At 44.4% G+C, this 20,565-nt stretch carries 19 protein-coding genes; 4 read left to right on the top strand and 15 right to left on the bottom strand.

Annotation, left to right across the window (positions count from 1 at the left end; genetic code table 11):
* Positions 1–35 precede the first annotated feature (35 nt).
* The 3 genes from ntrC to glnA all read right to left on the bottom strand — a co-directional run bounded on the left by ntrC (position 36) and on the right by glnA (position 4,161).
* A complete protein-coding gene (gene ntrC, locus I8J31_RS09225; protein WP_199468110.1) occupies positions 36–1,466 on the bottom strand; it encodes a nitrogen regulation protein NR(I) in 1,431 nt (476 codons plus the stop codon).
* Positions 1,463–2,548 (bottom strand): nitrogen regulation protein NR(II), encoded by a 1,086-nt coding sequence (gene glnL, locus I8J31_RS09220; protein WP_325101189.1) that lies wholly within the window; start codon positions 2,546–2,548, stop codon positions 1,463–1,465. The genes ntrC and glnL overlap by 4 nt, the downstream gene beginning before the upstream one ends.
* A 206-nt stretch (positions 2,549–2,754) precedes the next feature.
* Positions 2,755–4,161, bottom strand: coding sequence for a glutamate--ammonia ligase (glnA, locus tag I8J31_RS09215; protein WP_199468108.1), 1,407 nt, complete (start codon positions 4,159–4,161; stop codon positions 2,755–2,757).
* Between the two features lie 334 nt (positions 4,162–4,495).
* Between glnA and thiI the strand changes: the two genes are divergently transcribed.
* From thiI to dtd, 3 genes are all read left to right on the top strand, one after another.
* Positions 4,496–5,947 (top strand): tRNA uracil 4-sulfurtransferase ThiI, encoded by a 1,452-nt coding sequence (gene thiI / locus I8J31_RS09210; protein WP_199468106.1) that lies wholly within the window; start codon positions 4,496–4,498, stop codon positions 5,945–5,947.
* Positions 5,948–6,194: 247 nt separating this feature from the next.
* Positions 6,195–8,015, top strand: a complete 1,821-nt coding sequence (typA, locus tag I8J31_RS09205) for a translational GTPase TypA (RefSeq protein ID WP_199468104.1) — start codon at positions 6,195–6,197, stop codon at positions 8,013–8,015.
* Between the two features lie 128 nt (positions 8,016–8,143).
* The gene (gene dtd / locus I8J31_RS09200; protein ID WP_199468102.1) at positions 8,144–8,578 is read left to right on the top strand and encodes a D-aminoacyl-tRNA deacylase; all 435 of its coding nucleotides are present in this window, start codon (positions 8,144–8,146) and stop codon (positions 8,576–8,578) included.
* Between the two features lie 3 nt (positions 8,579–8,581).
* Here dtd and lhpI read toward each other — a convergent pair whose 3' ends face one another.
* The 9 genes from lhpI to I8J31_RS09155 form a co-directional block, all read right to left on the bottom strand.
* A complete protein-coding gene (lhpI, locus tag I8J31_RS09195) occupies positions 8,582–9,535 on the bottom strand; it encodes a bifunctional Delta(1)-pyrroline-2-carboxylate/Delta(1)-piperideine-2-carboxylate reductase (RefSeq protein WP_199468101.1) in 954 nt (317 codons plus the stop codon).
* 148 nt (positions 9,536–9,683) lie between these two features.
* Positions 9,684–10,454 (bottom strand): twin-arginine translocase subunit TatC, encoded by a 771-nt coding sequence (tatC, locus tag I8J31_RS09190; protein WP_199468099.1) that lies wholly within the window; start codon positions 10,452–10,454, stop codon positions 9,684–9,686.
* A 55-nt stretch (positions 10,455–10,509) separates the two neighbouring features.
* Complete coding sequence (tatB, locus tag I8J31_RS09185; protein WP_199468097.1) at positions 10,510–10,926, bottom strand: Sec-independent protein translocase protein TatB; 417 nt, start codon at positions 10,924–10,926, stop codon at positions 10,510–10,512.
* 3 nt (positions 10,927–10,929) lie between these two features.
* Entirely contained in the window at positions 10,930–11,148 is a 219-nt protein-coding gene (gene tatA, locus I8J31_RS09180; RefSeq protein ID WP_199468095.1) for a Sec-independent protein translocase subunit TatA, read from the bottom strand.
* Positions 11,149–11,161: 13 nt separating this feature from the next.
* Positions 11,162–11,494, bottom strand: coding sequence for a phosphoribosyl-ATP diphosphatase (locus I8J31_RS09175; RefSeq protein WP_199468093.1), 333 nt, complete (start codon positions 11,492–11,494; stop codon positions 11,162–11,164).
* A gap of 16 nt (positions 11,495–11,510) precedes the next feature.
* Positions 11,511–13,154 carry a ubiquinone biosynthesis regulatory protein kinase UbiB gene (gene ubiB / locus I8J31_RS09170; protein ID WP_199468091.1) on the bottom strand — a complete coding sequence of 548 codons (1,644 nt, stop codon included), beginning with the start codon at positions 13,152–13,154 and terminating at the stop codon, positions 11,511–11,513.
* A 2-nt stretch (positions 13,155–13,156) separates the two neighbouring features.
* On the bottom strand, positions 13,157–13,912 hold the full coding sequence (gene ubiE, locus I8J31_RS09165) for a bifunctional demethylmenaquinone methyltransferase/2-methoxy-6-polyprenyl-1,4-benzoquinol methylase UbiE (protein ID WP_199468089.1): 756 nt from the start codon (positions 13,910–13,912) through the stop codon (positions 13,157–13,159).
* Between the two features lie 116 nt (positions 13,913–14,028).
* Positions 14,029–15,561: a GGDEF domain-containing protein gene (locus I8J31_RS09160; protein ID WP_199468087.1), complete on the bottom strand. Its 1,533-nt coding sequence runs from the start codon at positions 15,559–15,561 to the stop codon at positions 14,029–14,031.
* Positions 15,562–15,583: 22 nt separating this feature from the next.
* Positions 15,584–16,204 carry a thiol:disulfide interchange protein DsbA/DsbL gene (locus tag I8J31_RS09155; protein WP_199468085.1) on the bottom strand — a complete coding sequence of 207 codons (621 nt, stop codon included), beginning with the start codon at positions 16,202–16,204 and terminating at the stop codon, positions 15,584–15,586.
* A 352-nt stretch (positions 16,205–16,556) separates the two neighbouring features.
* Here I8J31_RS09155 and yihA point away from each other — a divergent pair, with 352 nt between their 5' ends.
* Positions 16,557–17,201: a ribosome biogenesis GTP-binding protein YihA/YsxC gene (yihA, locus tag I8J31_RS09150; RefSeq protein WP_199468083.1), complete on the top strand. Its 645-nt coding sequence runs from the start codon at positions 16,557–16,559 to the stop codon at positions 17,199–17,201.
* Positions 17,202–17,270: 69 nt separating this feature from the next.
* Here the strand turns inward: yihA and gshA are convergent, their stop codons facing one another.
* The 3 genes from gshA to hisH form a co-directional block, all read right to left on the bottom strand.
* Positions 17,271–18,863, bottom strand: a complete 1,593-nt coding sequence (gene gshA, locus I8J31_RS09145; protein ID WP_199468081.1) for a glutamate--cysteine ligase — start codon at positions 18,861–18,863, stop codon at positions 17,271–17,273.
* A gap of 219 nt (positions 18,864–19,082) precedes the next feature.
* A complete protein-coding gene (gene hisF, locus I8J31_RS09140; protein ID WP_199468080.1) occupies positions 19,083–19,856 on the bottom strand; it encodes an imidazole glycerol phosphate synthase subunit HisF in 774 nt (257 codons plus the stop codon).
* Between the two features lie 39 nt (positions 19,857–19,895).
* Positions 19,896–20,558 (bottom strand): imidazole glycerol phosphate synthase subunit HisH, encoded by a 663-nt coding sequence (gene hisH / locus I8J31_RS09135; protein WP_199468078.1) that lies wholly within the window; start codon positions 20,556–20,558, stop codon positions 19,896–19,898.
* Positions 20,559–20,565 lie beyond the last annotated feature (7 nt).

The following is a 20,565-nucleotide window of genomic DNA, read 5'->3' as shown; positions in this document are numbered from 1 at the left end:
AGTGGCTTGGTTAGCCCTCTCTATTTTTGTTTGGGCTAATCTTCTTCTTGCTCGGCGTGGTCAATATTTAGTTCTTTGATCTTGCGGGTTAAGGTGTTTCGCCCCCAGCCTAATAGTAAGGAGGCATCACGGCGACGCCCGCCTGTGTGGGCAAGTGCAGTTTCTATCATGATGCGTTCAAACTTAGGTACAGCTTGATCTAGAATGCCTTTTTGCCCTGTAGCTAAGGTGTTGTCGACCCAGTTTTTAAGAGCCTCCTCCCAAGAAGCGAATGGCTGCTCATTTGGTGTGGCGGACAATAGTTCAGGCGGTAGATCTTCAACCAGTACTTCACGGCCAGAGGCCATAACAATTAGCCAACGACAGGTGTTTTCTAGTTGACGAACATTACCCGGCCAGTCCAACTGGGTGAGGTAGTTTTCGGTTTCCTTGGTGAGCTGTTTTGGTTCAACCGCTAACTCCTCCGCCGCTCGGCTTAAAAAGTGGCGAGCCAGTTTTGGGATGTCTTCACGGCGCTCTGCCAGCTTAGGCAGGTGAATGCGAATGACATTGAGACGGTGGAATAAATCTTCTCGGAAGGAGCCTGTTTTTACTAGGTCTTCAAGATTTTGATGGGTGGCGGCAATAATGCGTACATCCACTTTTACTGGCGTATGGCCACCGACTCGATAGAATTCGCCGTCTGCCAATACTCTTAATAGACGAGTTTGGGTTTCCGCTGGCATATCACCGATTTCATCTAAAAAGAGAGTGCCGCCATTGGCCTGTTCAAAACGGCCACGTCGTTGCGTATTAGCTCCAGTAAAGGCACCTTTTTCATGACCAAATAGCTCAGATTCAATAAGGTCGTGAGGGATGGCGGCCATGTTGAGTGCAATGAAGGGGTTTGCTGCACGAGGGCTGTGAGTGTGTAAGGCTTGCGCGACAAGTTCTTTACCTGTGCCGGATTCACCGTTAATCAATACCGTGATATTAGAATTAGCGAGTCGACCTATGGCGCGAAAAACTTCCTGCATGGCAGGGGCTTCGCCAATAATTTCTTTATCAACTTGAGACTCTATTTCTTCTACCGCTTCCATATTTGGCATGGCGTTGCGGTGATGTATCATGGCGCGTTTTACTAAGGTGACCGCTTCTTCTACGTCAAAAGGCTTAGGTAGGTACTCGAATGCACCGCCTTGGTAGGAAGCGACGGCGCTTTCTAAGTCTGAGTGCGCTGTCATTATGATCACTGGTAAGTAGGGGTGATCTTTCTGTAATTTGTCGAGTAGCTCTAAACCATCCATGCCTGGCATACGAATGTCACTAATGATGGCGCTAGGTTGTTCTGTATCAATCATATTGATCAGGTTTTCAGCGGAGTCAAATAGTCGACACTGAATCCCTTCCTGTTCTAGGGTTTTTTCTAGAACCCAGCGAATAGAACGATCGTCGTCTACAATCCATACGGTTTCTTCTGGTGTCATAAGTGTTTCTCCTGGTCTTGGACTGCAGTCTCAATGGGCATTAATATGTTAAATTCAGTGTTGTTTTGGTCGCTATTGCATTCGATGATGCCGTGATGTTGATGAATCACGGATTGTGCGATGGATAAGCCAAGTCCAGTGCCTTCAGGGCGTCCGCTAACCATGGGATAAAATAAGCTGTTGAGTATTGCCGCTGGAATTCCGGGGCCATTGTCGATGACGCTAATTTTACAAACTAAACGATGACGCTTTGTGCCTATGGTAAATTGGCGTAGCGCACGAGTTGCAATGCGAATTTGTTTTTGTTGGTTGCTCTCATCTTCTAACAGAGCTTGCATGGCATTGCGGGTGACATTTAATACGGCTTGGATAAGTTGCGCTTCATCGCCATAGATGTCAGGAATGCTTGGGTCATAATCACGTATGATTTCAATCTGACCATCTGATTCGACAAGGGTTAATTGCTTTACTCTTTCGATAACCCTATGGATATTAAGAGCCTTATTTTTAGGTAGTTGTCTTGGTCCTAGCAGGCGATCTACAAGGTCTCTTAAGCGATCTGACTCTTCAATGATGACTTGGGTGTAATCGTTAAGTGCTTCATCTTTGAACGCTCTACTGATTAGCTGTGCGGCCCCGCGAATACCACCTAGTGGGTTTTTTATTTCATGGGCAAGACCACGGACAAGTTCTTTACTGGTTTGGTGATTGGCGATTAGTTCACCTTCTTGAGAGATGCGTTTCATGCGATCTCGTGGATAAAGCTCTATGATAAGGCTTTCTGTATTATTCATTGTGCCCATTACTGGCGTTACGGTGTAATCACAAAATAGTTTCTTGCTATTGTTGAGTCCAATTTCTGTTTCACGCTTAGTAAAAGGGTAGCCAGATTCTACGGCAGCAGCGAGTGCATTAATGCTTTCTCCATCTTCGCGAAAAGCAGCCTCAAGATCTTGGCCATAAATTCGTCGACGACTAACTGCCAATAGCATTTCCGCTGCTGGATTCAAGTATTCTATTTGAAGCTCTCTATTAAGTTGAACTACAGCAGTCGATAAATGGTCGATTAATAAACTATACACGGTTTGCCTCTCTATTGAGTTTTATTAGTTGCAAAAAGCGAACCAACATTGGGCAGGCTGAAGTGGCCTGTTTACTAAGGCATTTGGAGGTTTGGATATGATATTTTGCTCTTTTTTGGTGCGATAATAAATGAACGGTTTTTGTGGGGCAAAAAAAAGCCCCGATAGCTATCGGGGCTTTGTGGTTTTGAAAGAAAACTGACTACTTAAACACTGTAGTAAAGTTCGAATTCTACTGGGTGCGTTGTTGTTGAGATACGTAGTGCTTCTTCTGTTTTAAGTTCGATGTAAGCATCGATCATGTCTTCAGAGAAAACACCGCCTTGCATCAAGAAGGCACGATCTTCGTCAAGAGCTTTAAGGGCTTCTTCTAGGCTACCGGCAACTTGAGGAATAGCGAGTGCTTCTTCGGCTGGAAGGTCATACAGATCTTTATCTGCTGCATCGCCTGGGTGGATTTTGTTTTTGATGCCGTCAAGGCCAGCCATCAGCATAGCGGCGAAGGCTAGGTATGGGTTAGCGGTTGGATCAGGGAAACGAGCTTCAATACGCTTACCTTTAGGGCTAGCAACGTATGGAATACGAATAGAAGCAGAACGGTTACGAGCTGAGTAAGCCAGCATAACAGGCGCTTCGAAACCAGGCACAAGACGTTTATAAGAGTTTGTTGAAGCGTTAGTGAACGCGTTCAAAGCTTTAGCGTGCTTGATGATACCACCGATGTAGTAAAGCGCGGTTTCAGACAGGCCAGCGTATTGGTCACCAGCAAATTGGTTAACGCCGTCTTTCCAGAAAGATTGGTGAACGTGCATGCCAGAACCGTTATCGCCAACGATTGGTTTAGGCATGAAAGTCGCTGTTTTACCGTAAGCGTGAGCAACGTTGTGAGTACAGTATTTAAGAATCTGAACTTCGTCTGCTTTCTTAACGAGCGTGTTGAATTTAACGCCAATTTCGTTTTGACCTGCAGTCGCTACTTCGTGGTGATGTACTTCAATTTCTAGGCCCATTGTCTCCATTGCGCCACACATTGCGCCACGTAGATCATGGTGAGAATCAACAGGTGGTACGGGGAAGTAGCCGCCTTTAACGAATGGACGGTGACCCATGTTACCGCCTTCGATTTTTTTGTTAGATGCCCAAGCGGCCTCTTCTGCATTGATTTCTACAGAACAGCCAGACATGTCGGCTTTCCAGCGAACGTCATCAAATATAAAGAATTCTGGTTCTGGGCCGAAGAAGGCTGTGTCACCAAGACCAGTAGATTTTAAGAACTCTTCTGCGCGGATAGCAACAGAGCGAGGATCGCGGTCGTAGCCTTGCATAGTAGAAGGCTCGATGATGTTACAGCGAACGATAATAGTAGGCTCTTCAGTGAAAGGATCTATGATAGCTGTGTCTGCTTGAGGCATCATGATCATGTCAGATTCGTTAATGCCTTTCCATCCAGCAATTGAAGAGCCGTCAAACATTTGACCATTCTCAAAAAACTCTTCATCTACTGTCGCAGCAGGAATAGATACATGCTGCTCTTTACCGCGGAAATCGGTAAAGCGAAGGTCAACCCACTTCGCATCGTGCTCAGCAATCAAGGCAAGGGTCTGGTTTGACATAATTGTTCTCCAATTTAATTAAAACGAATTTATTTCGACTAACTAAGGGTGCTCCAAAATGAAGCTCCATGTTGGCAATAGGTAAAGCACATCTTGTGCCAGAATCTTGTGCGTATTAATAAACCTATATATATCATGCGGATACTTAATATTTATAAAAAAAAAGACGGGCAAATGATTTGTAAGAGTGCATTAAAAATGTTTTTCGCACCATAATGATTCATATTACTTTTGCCTTGTTTGTTTTTGGTGCGAATTTATTATTTTCGTCTTGATTGGCTTTTCTTTATACTGTGCGCCTTTCTCATTCCAACTGGTTACGATCCAATCCAATATGAAATTCATTGTTAAGTTCTTTTCTGAAATTACCATAAAAAGTCGTCCTGTCCGTAAGGCCTTTGTTAAACAACTGCGTCACAATATTAAGCTGGTTTTACGCCAGTATGATAATGATGTGGTGGTCACAGGGAACTGGGATTACATCGAGGTGCACTCAGAACATGATGACTTACGCGAAGAGTTTATTGACGCTATGTCTAATATTGCGGGTATTGCTCATTTTCAATACGTTCGTGAGTTTCCTTTTGTGGATCTTGATGATGTGGTGGAACAGGCAATCGTTTCATACGGTGATGCGATTAAAGATGCCATCTTTGCGGTACGGGTAAGGCGTGTTGGCAATCATGATTTTACTTCGGTTGAGGCCGAGCGCCATATTGGTGGCTGTTTGAAAGCCCGTTGTGGCGCGAAAGCGGTGCGTCTTAAAGAGCCTGATGTATTGGTTCCCATCGATATTAGAGATGGCCGAGTGTGGCTGATTGAGCAACGAGTCAAAGGTCTGGGGGGGTATCCGCTTGGTTCGCAAGAGCCTGTGCTGTCATTGATCTCTGGTGGCTATGATTCTACCGTAAGCTCTTTTATGACGATGAGTCGTGGCCTGAAAACTCATTTCTGCTTCTTTAATCTAGGTGGTGATGCTCACGAAATTGGTGTTAAGCAAGTATCGAATTTCATCTGGAAGAAATATGGTTCAATGCTTAACGTGAAGTTCGTTACTGTCCCTTTTGAAGCGGTTGTGGGCGAAATTTTAACCAAGGTGGATAACGCAGAAATGGGCGTGATCCTCAAGCGTATGATGTTGCGCGCTGCTTCTCAGGTAATGGAGGAAGTGGGGGCGAAAGCCTTGGTAACCGGTGAAAGTGTTGCACAGGTATCGAGTCAGACCTTGATTAATCTTAAAGTTATTGATCAGGTGACAGATGAGTTGGTGATTCGTCCTTTAATTACTACTAATAAGCAAGAGATTGTCGATAAAGCGATTGAGATTGGCACTGCGCCTTTTGCGGCCAGTATGCCTGAGTTTTGTGGTGTGATTTCGGTGAAACCCACTACTCGAGCAAAAATGCACCGTGTTGAAAAGCAAGAGGCTAATTTTGATTTTGCCGTTTTAGAAAAAGCCATTGCTGATGTCAAAGTGGTGTCGATTCAAAATGTCATGGACGATGTCGATAAACAGTATCAAGGTGAAGTGCCTGTTGTGCGTATGCCGGTTGGTGATGAAATTATCATTGATATTCGTCACCCAGATGAAGTCAGCAAGAGCCCTTTAAAAGTCAGTGGTCGTCCAGTTAAAGTGATTCCTTTCTTTGCCTTAGAGTCGAATTGGGCAGACTTGGATGCAGGTGTGACGCATTTACTTTATTGCGGTAAAGGTGTGATGAGCCGTATTCATGCTTCTTATTTGTTGGGTAAGGGGTATGAAAATGTGGGTATCTACCTTCCTTAGAGAGATTTTAGAAGAGTAGTATTTTTGTAGTATAAGAATGCTACTGTCTCAGTTTGAATGCATCTTGTTCCCTTATTAAGCTATTTTTGTGGACTTTTTTACACACATTAATGGGATATTGATCGATATAAGGGTACAATTGCGCGAATTTTACCCCGCACCAAGATCCGACACGCTTGAAGAGCTTATCTGCCCGAGTCAAGCGGCGCTATATCTTTTTGCTCACGCTAAATGCAGAGAACTATAAATGTCTAATGATATCAGCAAGTTACGTAACGTAGCCATTATTGCTCACGTTGACCATGGTAAAACAACCTTGGTTGATCAGCTATTAAGCCAGTCAGGTACACTCGATCGTAAAGATGAAGGTGCAGAGCGCATCATGGATTCTAACGATCAAGAGAAAGAGCGTGGCATTACCATTTTGGCGAAAAACACCTCTATTAAATGGAATGATTACCGCATCAATATTGTAGACACACCTGGACACGCTGACTTTGGCGGTGAGGTCGAGCGTGTGTTGTCTATGGTTGACTCAGTGCTTTTGTTGGTCGATGCCGTTGATGGCCCAATGCCACAAACTCGTTTCGTAACATCAAAGGCGTTTGAGCGTGGCTTGCGTCCTATTGTTGTTATTAACAAGATTGACCGCCCCGGTGCTCGTCCTGATTGGGTGATGGATCAGGTATTTGATTTGTTTGATAGCCTTGGCGCAAACGAAGAGCAGCTTGATTTCCCTGTTATTTATGCTTCAGCTATTAATGGTATTTCTGGTAACGATCCAGAAGAAATGGCAGAAGACATGACGCCTCTTTACCAAATGATTGTTGATAGCGTTCCTGTACCGGATGTTGATCCAGAAGGGACTTTCCAGATGCAGGTTTCTGCATTGGATTACGATAGTTATGTTGGCGTAATCGGTGTTGGTCGTATTACACGTGGTAGCTTGTCTCCTAATCAGCAAGTAATTGTAAAATCTTCTGATGGTAAAGAGCGTAAAGGTAAAGTGCTAAACGTGAAGGGCTATCATGGTCTAGCTCGTGTAGATACGGATAAAGCCTCTGCCGGTGATATTGTTTGTATCACTGGGATTGATGGTCTAAGTATTTCTGATACCTTGTGTGATCCTACCTGTGTTGAAGCGCTTCCTGCTTTGACTGTGGATGAGCCAACCGTAAGCATGACCTTCATGGTGAACGATTCTCCGTTTGCGGGTAAAGAAGGTAAGTACATTACCACTCGTAATATTAAAGACCGCCTTGATCAAGAGCTTATTCACAACGTTGCATTACGTGTTCGCCAAGGTGAAACACCAGATAAGTTCATCGTATCTGGTCGTGGTGAGCTTCATTTGTCTGTATTAATTGAAACCATGCGCCGTGAAGGCTTCGAAATGGGCGTTTCTCGCCCAGAAGTAGTTCAAAAAGAAGTTGACGGAAAAGTTCAAGAGCCATTTGAGCTAGTGGTTATTGATGTTGAAGAGCAGCATCAAGGTTCTATCATGGAAGAGCTTGGTTTGCGTAAAGCAGAGTTAACTAACATGGAGCCAGATGGTAAAGGGCGTGTTCGTCTCGAATTCATGACCCCTTCTCGTGGCTTGATTGGCTTCCGTGGTTTGTTCCTAACGCTAACCTCTGGCTCTGGTATCATGACCAGCGTATTTGATCATTACGGCCCAGTAAAAGAGGGTGATGTTCGTGGTCGCCAAAACGGTGTATTGATTAGTATGTTGACGGGGAAAACGGCCGCTTACGCTTTATTTAACTTGCAAAGTCGTGGTCGTATGTTTCTTGGTCATGCGGTTGATATCTATGAAGGTCAAATCATTGGTATTCACGCACGTGACAACGACTTGTCGGTTAACCCTGTTAAAGGTAAGCAATTAACTAACGTGCGTGCATCCGGTACGGATGAAGCCTTGACGTTGACTCCGCCAATTCGCCACACACTTGAGCAAGCGCTTGAGTTTATCGAAGACGATGAATTGGTAGAAGTCACACCAGAAAGCATTCGTATTCGTAAAAAACTATTGACTGAAAACGAGCGTAAGCGCGCTGGTCGTAAGTAGAAGCGATTTTTTTAAGATCGTTTAAAAGAGCAGCAGCAAATAGATCCACTTTGGTGGGTTTATGAGCGACAGAGGCGCCTTCGGGCGCTTTTGTTTTTTCTGAGATAAGTGAATGTGTGGGGGCGGTAATGAAAGTTCTAATACAAAGAGCTATGGATGCTCAAGTCGTGGTTGATGGCGAAACGGTAGGTGAAATTAATCATGGGCAGCTGGTTCTGGTCGGTATCGAAAAAGGTGATAGTGAAAGCGACACTCAGCGTTTAGCTGATAAGTTACTTAAGTACCGAATGTTTGCTGATGAAGATGGCAAGATGAACTTAAATGTTCAACAGGTTGGTGGCGGTGTGCTGTTGGTTTCTCAGTTTACTTTGGCTGCGGAAACGAAAAAAGGTTTGCGTCCTGGTTTCTCGACAGCAGCAGTACCGGAAGAAGGCGAGCGCTTATTTAATGATTTTGTGAATAAGGTTCGTGCTCAGTATGGAAAAGTAGCAACGGGCCGCTTTGGTGCAGATATGAAGGTGTCTTTTACCAATGATGGCCCTGTTACCTTTATGCTGGATTGAGCGTTAGCTCGTTTTCTTTATGTTTTGATATACGTGATAGGCGCTGGCAACATCAGCAAGTGCTGTGCCGACGGACTTAAACAGCGTCATTTGACTGTTGTTTAATCGCCCTTTTATATTGCCTGAGCAAAGCTCGGCCAACTCCCCTTTGATGTGGTCTTTCTCAATAGAGCCTTCTTCGAGCGGAATCAAAACCTCTCCCGCCTCATTTAAAACGTTTAAACGACTGTCGACTATTAGATGAGCCATTTTAACCGTGGCTGAGTCGCATTCTCGACATGTCCTGTGATGATTGCCAACTAAATCAATATGCATGCCAGCAGCGAGTTCGTAGCTCTTAAATAAAGGCTTAGGGCTACCGGTGGCGCAACTGACAATATCGACGCCAGTAATCACATTTTTATAATTTGTACAGATTTTCACATCGATATCTGGTCTAGCCGCTTGTATCTGATGCTGGGTGTTTTGCATTTTTTCTTCGGAACGGCCATGGATATAGATGTTGCTAATGGGGCGGACGCTAGCATGAGCTAATGCCATATAGGGCGCTAATTCTCCAGTGCCAAAAAGTAATAAGGAGCTAGCGTCTTCTCTTGCCATTATGCTGGCTGCCAGAGCGGATACGGCAGCGGTTCGCCAATAGGTCAGGCTGGTACCATCGACCAAGGCGATAGGGGCTCCAGTATCACGGGAAAACAGCAGTACTTGTGCGGCAACCGTCAATCGGCCTTTCTCTGGATTTTGTGGGTAATGGGTGAAGCTTTTAACACCCAAGACCTCTTCAGTCCAAGCAGGTAGGACGGCGAAGGTGTCGTGCTTTTCTTCTGTCCCACCGGGTAATGGATACATTTGTCTTTGGGGCATACCAAAGTCATGGCTAAATGCGGCCTTGAGAGAAGGAATGAGTGCATCAAAGGACAATGAGTTTCGTACTTCTTCAGCACTGATGATTTTCATGACGCATCCTTCTGAGTTAATTTGGAATATTAAGTTATTAGAGTACTTGATTTGTTAGTTTGAATAAAAGCCTTGGTCTTGCCGTGATCGCAAAACGCCCCAGTCAAGTGAGGCGTTTAGGTACAGGTGATTTTGAATTGTCTCTTTGCTAATTGCTTGGCTCAGAGACCTTATCTTTGTTTTCTTCTTCATCCTTGTCGGCCTTTACGGTACGACCCGCCATCAGTCCAAGCTCAAATAGCATCCACATAGGGATGGCTAATAGCGTCTGAGAAAAAATATCCGGAGGTGTGATAAGCATACCAACCACAAAACAACCAAGGAAAATATACGGGCGCTTTTTCGAGAGGGTGGCAACGCTAGTGACGCCAGCCTTAATTAACAAGTAAGTGGCTACTGGGATTTCAAAGGTGACACCAAAAGCAAAAAATAACTTCAGGACAAAGTTTAAGTAGTTATTTATGTCGGTCATAACGGTGACCTCACCGGGACCGACTGTGGTGAAGAAGCCAAAAATAAGTGGTAAAACCACGTAATAAGCGAACAGTACGCCAGCATAAAATAGGAAGATACTTGAAATAAGAAGTGGGATGGCAATACGTTTTTCGTTCTTATAGAGAGCGGGTGCGATAAAAGACCAAGCCTGATAAAGGGTGTAGGGAACCGAAATTAATACCGCGACGGCGAAGGTAAGCTTTAGTGGTGCTAAGAAAGGTGAGGCGACTTCGGTTGCAATTAATGAGCTGCCAGCAGGTAGTAGGAGGCGTAATGGTTCAGAAACTATCAGGTACAGGTCATTGGCAAAATAGTAGAGGCCGGCGAAGAGTATTAATATGGCGAGTACAGATTTTAGTAAACGGTTTCTAAGTTCGATGAGGTGGGCAACAAGTGGCGCTTGATCAGAAGAATTTGTGCTCATAGAAGGTCAAAATCCGTAGATGGTTAACAACAAGGTAACCCACATAAAGTGGCGATTAAGGGCGCGATAAGTTAGCGTCTGATGCTTTTTTTTCATTTGGAATAGGCGATGTTTCGTCTATATTTTCTTCTGCTTGTGTTGCTTCTTTAACGAATAGGTGTTTTTCATCTTGCTCTTGTTGACTAGGGTTAACGGGGGGCAATTCCGCTTCAACTTCAGGTAAAGGGGTGATGGTATTTTGAATGACCTCACCTTCTTTCATGATGCGTTGGTTGGTTTCATTGATTTTTTGTTGTAATTCTTCTTGATCGAGTTGGGCATTGATTTCTCGTTGTACCGAATTGATACTGCGACGAATTTTCCTTATCCATAGCCCAGCCGTCTTGGCCGCGTGCGGTAAACGCTCGGGACCAAGGATCAATAGACCAACGACAAAAACAACAAGAAGTTCTGCTAAGCCTATATCAAACACAAATTAGGCGCTCTTATCGTCTGTTTTTTCTTCGACATCAATGATCTTGTTCTGCGCCGTTTTAGGCTCATCTGCGTCATTGTCTTTGTCTACGGCTTCTTTGAAGCCTTTTACTGCACCACCTAAATCAGAACCTAGGTTCTTCAATTTTTTTGTGCCGAATATAAGCACTAAAATAGCCAAAACGATTAGTAATTGCCAAATGCTAATACCACCTAACATGTTTATCTCCTACTTATTTGGTACGGTTGGCTTTTTCTTCTAAGCCAGACAAATTGAATCGACGTGCTAATTCATCAAGTATAGCATCTGGGCCTAGATCTAAATGAGACAGCATGACTAATGTATGGAACCAAAGGTCAGCTGTTTCATAAATAAGCTCAGATTTGTCACCAGAGGTAACAGCGTCTTTCGCTGCAATAATAGTTTCAATGCTTTCCTCGCCTACTTTTTCTAGGATTTTATTTAACCCCTTTGCGTGGAGGCTGGCAACATAAGATGAGTCCGCTGCCGCACTTTTACGTTCTTCAAGAGTGGCGGCGAGCTGCGCTAATACATCATGGGTCATTATAGTCTCTCAAATGTTACGATTTTAATACGAATAGGTATAGGCCTACGATAAATAACCCCAAACTGATGAAATCAGCAGATTTCAGTACTTCCAAAGAAGCGGTGTCTGTTGTTATCCATGCTGCTCCTATACTCACTAGGCCAAGTAACTTAAATGGTAAGCCTTGGCGGTTTTTTTTCAATTCTTCACCGAGTTGTTCAATGGCTTGAGTTTGCGACTTCATGTGTTCTTGTTGGTGAGATATTTGTGATAGCGCTGAGAATATTAAATTAGGTATCTGCGGTAGCTGCCCTGCCCATTCTGGCGCCTGTTTACGAGCTTCTTCCATGATGCGCTTTGGCCCCATTTGTTCGCGCATCCAGCGTTCTAAGAAAGGTTTGGCTGTTACCCATAAGTCTAGGTCTGGATAGAGCTGGCGCCCTAAACCCTCAATGTTGAGTAGGGTTTTTTCTAGCAGAACAAGCTGTGGCTGTACTTCCATATTAAAGCGACGTGCGGTTTGGAACAGGCCGATTAACACCTGACCAAAGGAAATGTCCTTAAGTGGTTTGGCGAACATTGGCTCGCAGACACTGCGAATAGCGGATTCAAACGCATGTATTGGAGTGCCTTTTGGTACCCAGCCACTTTCCACATGAAGTTCTGCTACCAAACGGTAATCACGCTTGAAAAAAGCTAAAAGGTTTCTTGCTAGGTAGCTTTTATCTGCGTCATCTAAGCTGCCCATAATGGCACAATCAATGGCGATGTATTTAGGCTTCTGCGGATTAGTTACGTCGACAAAAATATTGCCGGGGTGCATGTCTGCGTGGAAAAAACTGTGAGAGAAGACTTGGGTGAAGAAAATTTCTACGCCACGTTCTGCTAGGCACTTCATGTCTACATTGGCTTTGTTTAATGAGGCAATGTCAGCGACTGGGATACCAGAGATGCGTTCCATTACCATTACATTGCCGTGACAATAATCCCAATATACTTGAGGCACATACAAGAGTTCAGAATCAACAAAGTTGCGTTGCAAAAGGCCTGTGTTGGCGGCTTCTTTGGCAAGGTCAAGCTCATCTAAAATAGTGTGTTCATAGTCATTGACTACTTCAACGGGCTTTAGGCGGCGACCATCATCACTCATTCTAGTGATTAAGTTGGCTAATATATGCAATAGACCTATGTCTTTGCGAATGGTCTTTTCTATATTCGGGCGAATAACCTTGACGACAACTTCTTCTCCTGAGTGGAGAGTGGCGGTATGAACTTGGGCAATTGAAGCGGACGCTAAAGGGTCGGCTGAAAACTCCGCGAACAGTTCCTCCACAGGTGCTTTTAGGTCTCGCTCAATAATCGCTTGAGCAACCTGACCAGAAAAAGCGGGTACTTTATCTTGTAGTTTGGCTAACTCGTCCGCGATGTCGTCGTCGAGTAGATCTCGTCGAGTAGAGAGAATTTGTCCAAACTTGATGAAAATAGGGCCTAAAGATTCTAATGCGAGACGTAGGCGCTCTCCTTTGTTTTTTCTGGCTCTTTTGCGACCAATGGAGCAAAAGAGGCCAAGGCTATAGCGTATATACCAGGGCGAGATAGAAAAAGGGACGAGGGCGTCAAGGCGAAAACGCATCACAGTTAAGATGATGCGTAGAAAACGAAAGGCGCTAGTAAACATGGTTAGAATTTAAATCCTTTATGTAGAGCAACAATGCCACCGGTTAAGTTTTGGTAGCTGGTGCGTTCAAAGCCGACTTCATCCATCATGCTTTTTAATGTCTCTTGGTCTGGATGCATACGAATAGACTCGGCTAAATAGCGGTAGCTTTCTGAATCGTTGGCAATCAGTTTCCCCATCATTGGTAGTAGGCGAAAAGAGTATTGGTCGTAAATATTTGATAATACTTCGGATTCTGGTTTGGAGAATTCCAACACTAATAGGCGACCACCGGGTTTCAATACGCGGTACATAGAAGCGAGAGCTTTGGATTTGTCGGTGACATTGCGTAAGCCAAAGGCAATGGTGATGCAATCGAAGGTATCGTCAGGGAAGGGTAGGGCTTCGGCGTTTGCTTGAACGAATGTTACATTGCTGACAACGCCACGGTTAGCCAGTTTGTCGCGACCCACTTTGAGCATGGAATCGTTGATGTCTGCCAAAACGACTTGGCCTTGATTACCTACTAGGCGTGAAAATTGTAAGGTGAGATCCCCTGTGCCGCCAGCAATATCTAATACATGGTTGCCAGCACGGACGCCTGATTGGCTAATGGTATGGCGTTTCCAGAGACGATGAATGCCACCAGACATAAGGTCATTCATAATGTCGTATTTTGCGGCAACGGAATGAAAAACTTGTGCGACGGCTTCTACTTTGTCATCGGTTGGGATTTCTTTAAAGCCAAAGTGGGTGGTTTTGCTTTGATCGTCTTGCATAAACTGCTTCATCCTAGTGGCGCCATGCGCGCCTATCTCTTTTAATCGCGTTGCGTGTAAAGTGTGAAGGACTATTGTAACCGCGACAGCATGGCTCTGGTACTGCTTTATCTCTTCTATTTGTCTGACATCACTTTATTTCGCCCTGTTTCTTTTGCCGAATAAAGTTGTTTATCGGCTTTAGAGAAGAGCGTTTCGGGTTCGTCGTTCGCTTGTAATTGAGAGATACCAATAGAGACGGAAATAGAAACAGGTTCTCCATTCATGTTAAAAGGGGTTTTTTCTACCTGTTGTCGAATTGCTTCGGAGCGTTTTTCTGCCTGTTCCATGTTTGTGTTAGGGAAGACAATCACGAATTCTTCTCCGCCGTAGCGAAAAATGAGGTCTTCTTTGTCTAAAGCACTGCGAATTTGTTTTGGCACTAGACGTAATACCTTGTCTCCGGCAAGGTGGCCCCAGGTGTCATTGACTTTTTTAAAGTGATCAATATCACAGACAGCAAGGCATAACGGCTTTTTAGAGCTTTGCATGACGCGGCATAGAGGCAGTATGGCATCTTGATAAGCAGCGCGATTGGGTAAGTCGGTCAGAGCGTCTGTCATCGCCTGCGCGAGCTTTTCTTTTAATAGGGTGCGTAATGATGTGCTGTCTTTCTCCATGCGTACGACTTTATTTCTTAGCTGAGAGATAGACTGTGTTGCTTGCTTTTCTTGCTCATGCATTTGGGTTCGATATTCGGTCATGGTGCTAGAAATGGTCGACATGCGATCAGCAATAAGACTTTTAAGGCTTTCTAGGTTGTCAGCGCTTTGTGCAGCCGCAGAGGTGTCGGCCACTTGTTGTTGTAGGCTGCTATCAAAGCCTTCACGGCTTTCAGATAAGTTTTTTTGGTTTTTATAATTGCTAACAACAGAACTGTTGATGCTGGCGAGTTGTTTGTTTAGCTGATTTAAATAATTGGCTAGGCCTTCTTGAGTATTGCCAATAGTAGCCATAATGAGGTTAATAACCTCATCCAGTAGGCTAGGTAGTTGCTGTAGATCCTGATTGCCTAGAAGGGCTTTTCTTAAATCAACAATGTCGTCGTCAAAGTCGCTAGGCAGAGATAGGTTGTTAATCAACCCTGCGAGTGTATGACTAATTTGTTGCATGATCTCTTGATCATTTTTTGAGTCTTTTTGCTCGTCACTGCGTTTGTTAAATAAGCGCTGAAAAAATGAGCTTTTAGGGGCTGCGTCAGATGGCGCTTGGTTTAAAGTGTGATCAGCTAGTTGTAGATAGGCATGAAGTAGAGCGGGCCATTGAGAGGGTGTTTGCCAATGCGAACGTACTTGGGCTTCGAGATTCTTTTTTTCGTTTTGCGGGACTTTTAGGTTGTCTTGTTTCTCAAGAAGGTCGACGAGCTCATGCATAGTTTCTCGCACTTGCTTGGCTCGATTATCGCGGGCCTCATCATTTTTTATGAGTAGCGGTTCGGCATTGTTGAGAACGTCTTGTATCGCTTCTGCGTCCGCCCCTTTGGCGATTGATTGGCGAATGTTGCGAACAACGGAATCAAGCTCGGGGTCATTGCCTTCTGCCAGCATACTGGTTCTAGAAACAGCCTTGCGTAATGCTTCAATTAGAGCATCACTTGAAGATTCCGTCATATCGCCTCACTTAATCATTGGATTATTTTGTACGTTCTTTTTCTATTAGAAAATCGACGACATTATAAATGTTGTTATTGCCTTTCGCCGTTTCTGCTGTCACTAGATATTTTCCGTTAACAACTAAACCAGGTACACCACGGGCGCCATAAGCGCGTATTTTTGCATCCGCTTGGCTTAGGCGGCTGTTGACGGCAAAAGAGTTATATTGCTTACGGAATTCATCTTCACTTACGCCATAATTGACAAAAAATTCTGCAAGGTCATCTTCGGAGTTTAGACGATGATGCTCAAGATGGATGGCATTAAAGATATCAGAGTGCATTTTATCTTCAATACCTAGCAAATCTGCCACATGAAAAGCTTTGGCATGGGCTAACCAATTGCGGCCAAATACGGCTGGCATATAGTTAAACTTAACGTCTGTAGGCAAATTCTTTTTCCAAGCTTGAGTTAGAGGTTCAAGTTTGAAGCAGTGAGGGCATCCATACCAAAAAATTTCAGTTACTTCTATTTTGTCCGGGGTACTAGTACGAACCGGGTTTTTAAGCGTGATATAGCCATTACCATCACTGTATTCAGCAGCAAAAGCTGTGAGGGGAATAAGTAGAGAAAGTATTAAAGCTGAAAACAGTTTTTTCATTGATTGCTCCTAGTCATCGAAAATTAACAAGTGTGTCTGCGCGCTATAATTATGCGCAGGATATCCTTAGGTAGGAGTCTATCACAGCTAGAAAGTTCTTTTAGCTCATTGTATTTACGTAATACTTACATAAATAATGCTACTTAGTAATACCGACTTATATGAGTGTTTTGTTAATAAAGGTTACCCTTTGCTATAACGTTTCGTGTCCTGTTCATTATTTTTATTTTTTTAATAGGCGTTTATATGTAGCAGGAGGTTTACATGGCAAATAAATGAATTTTCTGTCATTATGCGCTGCTGGTAAAATAAACCTAAACGCTCATTTGAACCTACTGACGAATTCCTACTTATGACTCCTTTTGACGCCACTTTCCAATCCGCACATTTTATTAAAAGTGCTGAAAAACTTTCACAATGCCCTTTAGATCAAGGAGTCGAAGTGGCGTTTGCGGGCCGCTCTAATGCTGGTAAATCGACGGCTTTAAATACCCTTACTAATCAAAAAAAATTAGCGAGGACTTCTAAAACCCCCGGGCGTACACAGCTGATTAATTGCTTTGGTTTGAACGTAGAGGACCGTCGCTTGATTGATTTGCCAGGTTACGGCTTTGCAAAAGTCCCTATTGCCATGAAAAAGGTATGGCAGGCTCATATGCAAGATTATCTGATGAACCGTCGTTCTTTAGCGGGTGTTGTCTTGGTGATGGATATTCGCCATCCGCTAAAAGAGTTTGATGAAATGATGTTGGATTGGTCAAAGTCCAATGGCATGAAGGTTCATATATTGCTGACCAAATCTGATAAGTTAAAACGTGGCCCTGCTAAGGCGACCATGTTGAAGGTGCAGAAGACGATTAAAGAATTAGGTGTTGATGGCAGTGTGCAAACCTTCTCTGCATTGAATGGCGATGGTGTGGATGATTTACGTATAAAACTTGCTGATTGGCTGGTGTTTGAAAACCTAGAAGAGATCCCGATTTCTCCCAATGCTTAAGATTTAGATGATTAACATCGCCCTATAAAACGCCTCGATTGAGGCGTTTTTTGTGTGTGTTTTCGTATTTTATTGCGGTATTAAGTAGTCGGCTAAGAAGGTATCGAAATCGACTGAATCTGCCGCTTCAATAGTTTCTTGTTCCGTAATTGATTGGGTGGCTTTCTTCATGAATTCATTGATTAGTGTGTTAGGGAGAGGGCGTTGCATCCAGCCCGTTTGTTGTTTTTTCGCTAACGACAACATGGCATTCTGGTAGCCTTGCTCTGCATGGCAGCGATCCATTAGCAATGCCGCAGGAAGTAAGCCTGGGTTGCTTAGCTTTTCACTCTGTATTGCGACAGCTTCTTGGTAAGCTGGATTACCAGTACTTTCAGATAGGAAGTCGGCAACCAGTGCTAGCTTATCCAGTACGATTTTTGCTTTTTCACGGAGTTTGATTGGGCCTTGGCCAAAGTCAAACTCACTATCAATATCACGGCCGTGAGAGGCTATTTCTTGTTGCATCACCCGTAGTTGGTTGCATTCGGCTCCGCTTAATCGTTCATCTCCTCGTAGCATACAATAGAGCAAGAACACGTCGATGAAATACAAGGTCGATGATTTCATCCCTATCGGCGAGTCTGGGTCTAGATCCATAATGCGTACTTCGATGTATTCAACGCCTCTTGCTTGCAATGCGGCGCTTGGGTGTTCACCAGGGTTCGTGACGCGTTTAGGTCGAATGTCGCTATAGTATTCGTTTTCGATCTGTAGCAAGTTACTATTTAGTTGGCGATATTGACCGTCGATTTTTACGCCAATGTCTTGGTAGCGCTGATATGGCGTTTGTAAGGCTTTTTTAACGGTACTAATGTAGGTATCGACGTCGTTGTAGCAAACATATAAATCTGCTTGGGCTTTATTTTGATAGCCCAAATCACTCATACGCAGAGAGGTCGCTTTTGGGCCGAACCAAGTATTTTTTTCAAGGTGAGATAGACTGCTTGGCTTCTGCGGTAGAAAGCTTTCATCAATGGCAGGTGAGGCGCCAAATAAAAGAGATAGCATCCATGAGCTGCGACGAAAATTACGGATAAGAGCAAAGTAGCTTTCAGATTGAAAAACTTGTTTTTCTGCTGCGCTGAGGCTGCTTTTCCCCTTGTAAGCTTCTAGAAAACTCCAGAAGTTTTTATCGAATGAGAAGTTGTAATGCATGCCCGCAATGCATTGCATGATGCGGCCATAGCGATTGGATAGACCTTCCCGATAAACTTGCTTGAGTTTACCTGTATTGGATTCACCAAAATACGCGATGGGGACATCATCATTATTTTCTAAATAACAGGGCATACTTGCAGGCCAAAGGCATTCGTCCTGCTTATCTAGTTCATGGTTGACCAGATTGTGAATATCTTCCAGTTCTTTAACAACCCCTTCTACGCTCGGGTGAACCTGGGTAATAAATTCCATCAAGGCTTCTGAGTAGTCGGTGGTAATGGAACTGTGTGTAAGGGTAGAGCCAAGGGACTTTGGATGAGGCTTATGGGAAATGCGGCCTTCGGAGCGTTCGACACGGAGTGCTTCTCGCTCCACACCACGATGAAATGTCAATGCAGATAAAGAGTTTGCTTGTTGGCAGTGTGTCGCCAACGCATGCAAGGCATCGGTTAAAGTGGTCAAGAAGTCTTCCTTCTATTAGCTAAGGCTAAAATAAATTTTTATGGATTGTACTCGGCAGAACTCTCTCGCAGCAAGTAAGAGCTTCTATATGCACAAAATATGCACTTACTATATGAATCCAAGCAGCAAAACGAAAATCTGCGCTGAATTAAAAACGCGATGTCTATTGGGTATCGCGTTTTTAATTTGTCATTAGATAAATGACTCGCTAAATAGCGCTTAAAGGCGCATTTCAATACCAGCATCGACCATGCATTGCTTGGCTTCTTGAATGCTGTATTCGCCAAAATGGAAAATACTGGCCGCCAGTACGGCATCGGCTTTGCCTTTCGTAACGCCATCGACAAGGTGTTCTAAATTGCCAACACCACCAGAAGCAATGACGGGTACATGCACGGCTTCGCTAATGGCACGAGTCACCCCAAGGTCAAAACCATTCTTGGTGCCATCACGATCCATACTGGTTAGCAGGATTTCTCCCGCACCGTATTCGACCATTTTTTTCGCCCATTCAACGGCATCAAGTCCTGTTGGTTTGCGGCCGCCATGTGTGAATATTTCCCATTTGTCTGTTTCACCTTCAGCGCTGACCTTTTTCGCGTCAATCGCCACCACAATGCATTGGGAGCCAAAGCGCTGTGCGGCTTCACGAACAAATTCTGGGTTAAATACCGCTGCGGTATTAATGCCTACCTTGTCGGCCCCGGCATTAAGCATGCGACGAATGTCTTCACAGGTGCGGATGCCGCCGCCAACCGTTAGCGGAATGAAAACCTGACTGGCAATGGCTTCGACCATATGGACTGTGGTTTCACGGTCATCGGAGCTGGCAGTAATGTCGAGAAAGGTAATTTCGTCGGCGCCCTGTTCATCGTAGCGTTTTGCTACTTCTACAGGATCGCCAGCGTCGCGAATGTCGAGGAATTGAACGCCTTTTACGACACGACCATTGTCCACATCAAGGCAGGGAATAATACGTTTTGCTAAGCCCATGGTTGGCTCCTAAAGTCTTTATTGTTAAGCGCGAACGAGTTACGGCTTGCCATCCCAATGGATGAAGTTTTTATAGAGTTGAAGGCCGTCTTTATGGCTTTTTTCTGGGTGGAACTGCACGGCAAAGACATTGTCCCGAGCCAGTGCGACACAGAATTCCAAACCATAGTCGCAAGTTCCCGCGACTTCGCTTTTGTTTTCTGGCACCACATAAAAGCTGTGCACGAAGTAGAAGCGTGCATTGTCAGGAATGTCTGCCCAAAGGGGGTGTTGGATCGCTTGCTTAACTTGATTCCAGCCCATGTGCGGGACTTTAAGTTTGCTGCCATCGCGATCTTGGTGTTCTTCGCCAAAGAAAAGCGCGTTGCCTTTAAAATGGTTTAGGCAATCTACACCGCTATTCTCTTCGCTGTGGGACATAAGAGATTGAATGCCAACGCAAATAGCGAGGAAAGGTTTCTCCGCCATGGCTTTGCGGATACTAGGTACGAGGCCTGCGTTGTACATTTCGCCGATACAATCTCGAATGGCACCGACACCGGGCAGTAACACTCGGTCAGCCGCATCAATCACCTTCGGATCGCTAGTAACAACCACAGTCGTATTGTCGTCAGCTACGTGTTCTAGTGCTTTGGCAACCGAATGCAGGTTGCCCATGCCATAGTCGATGACAGCAACGGTTGATTTTTTTACTTCGCTCATGGAATAG

It is taken from the genome of Marinomonas transparens (assembly GCF_016463975.1).
Lineage (GTDB): Bacteria > Pseudomonadota > Gammaproteobacteria > Pseudomonadales > Marinomonadaceae > Marinomonas > Marinomonas transparens.
Note: the sequence above shows the minus strand (reverse complement) of the source record. Positions and strands in the feature narration are given on the sequence as shown.

What these genes read in the sequence shown, in the direction of transcription:
- hisF (WP_199468080.1), bottom strand. Translation starts at nt 19,856, where the DNA reads ATGGGCTTAGCAAAACGTATTATTCCCTGCCTTGATGTGGACAATGGT.
- hisH (WP_199468078.1), bottom strand. Translation starts at nt 20,558, where the DNA reads ATGAGCGAAGTAAAAAAATCAACCGTTGCTGTCATCGACTATGGCATG.
- tatC (WP_199468099.1), bottom strand. Translation starts at nt 10,454, where the DNA reads ATGAGCACAAATTCTTCTGATCAAGCGCCACTTGTTGCCCACCTCATC.
- lhpI (WP_199468101.1), bottom strand. Translation starts at nt 9,535, where the DNA reads ATGAAAATCATCAGTGCTGAAGAAGTACGAAACTCATTGTCCTTTGAT.
- ntrC (WP_199468110.1), bottom strand. Translation starts at nt 1,466, where the DNA reads ATGACACCAGAAGAAACCGTATGGATTGTAGACGACGATCGTTCTATT.
- I8J31_RS09160 (WP_199468087.1), bottom strand. Translation starts at nt 15,561, where the DNA reads ATGACGGAATCTTCAAGTGATGCTCTAATTGAAGCATTACGCAAGGCT.
- typA (WP_199468104.1), top strand. Translation starts at nt 6,195, where the DNA reads ATGTCTAATGATATCAGCAAGTTACGTAACGTAGCCATTATTGCTCAC.
- I8J31_RS09155 (WP_199468085.1), bottom strand. Translation starts at nt 16,204, where the DNA reads ATGAAAAAACTGTTTTCAGCTTTAATACTTTCTCTACTTATTCCCCTC.
- I8J31_RS09175 (WP_199468093.1), bottom strand. Translation starts at nt 11,494, where the DNA reads ATGACCCATGATGTATTAGCGCAGCTCGCCGCCACTCTTGAAGAACGT.
- ubiB (WP_199468091.1), bottom strand. Translation starts at nt 13,154, where the DNA reads ATGTTTACTAGCGCCTTTCGTTTTCTACGCATCATCTTAACTGTGATG.
- yihA (WP_199468083.1), top strand. Translation starts at nt 16,557, where the DNA reads ATGACTCCTTTTGACGCCACTTTCCAATCCGCACATTTTATTAAAAGT.
- thiI (WP_199468106.1), top strand. Translation starts at nt 4,496, where the DNA reads ATGAAATTCATTGTTAAGTTCTTTTCTGAAATTACCATAAAAAGTCGT.
- ubiE (WP_199468089.1), bottom strand. Translation starts at nt 13,912, where the DNA reads ATGCAAGACGATCAAAGCAAAACCACCCACTTTGGCTTTAAAGAAATC.
- tatA (WP_199468095.1), bottom strand. Translation starts at nt 11,148, where the DNA reads ATGTTAGGTGGTATTAGCATTTGGCAATTACTAATCGTTTTGGCTATT.
- dtd (WP_199468102.1), top strand. Translation starts at nt 8,144, where the DNA reads ATGAAAGTTCTAATACAAAGAGCTATGGATGCTCAAGTCGTGGTTGAT.
- glnA (WP_199468108.1), bottom strand. Translation starts at nt 4,161, where the DNA reads ATGTCAAACCAGACCCTTGCCTTGATTGCTGAGCACGATGCGAAGTGG.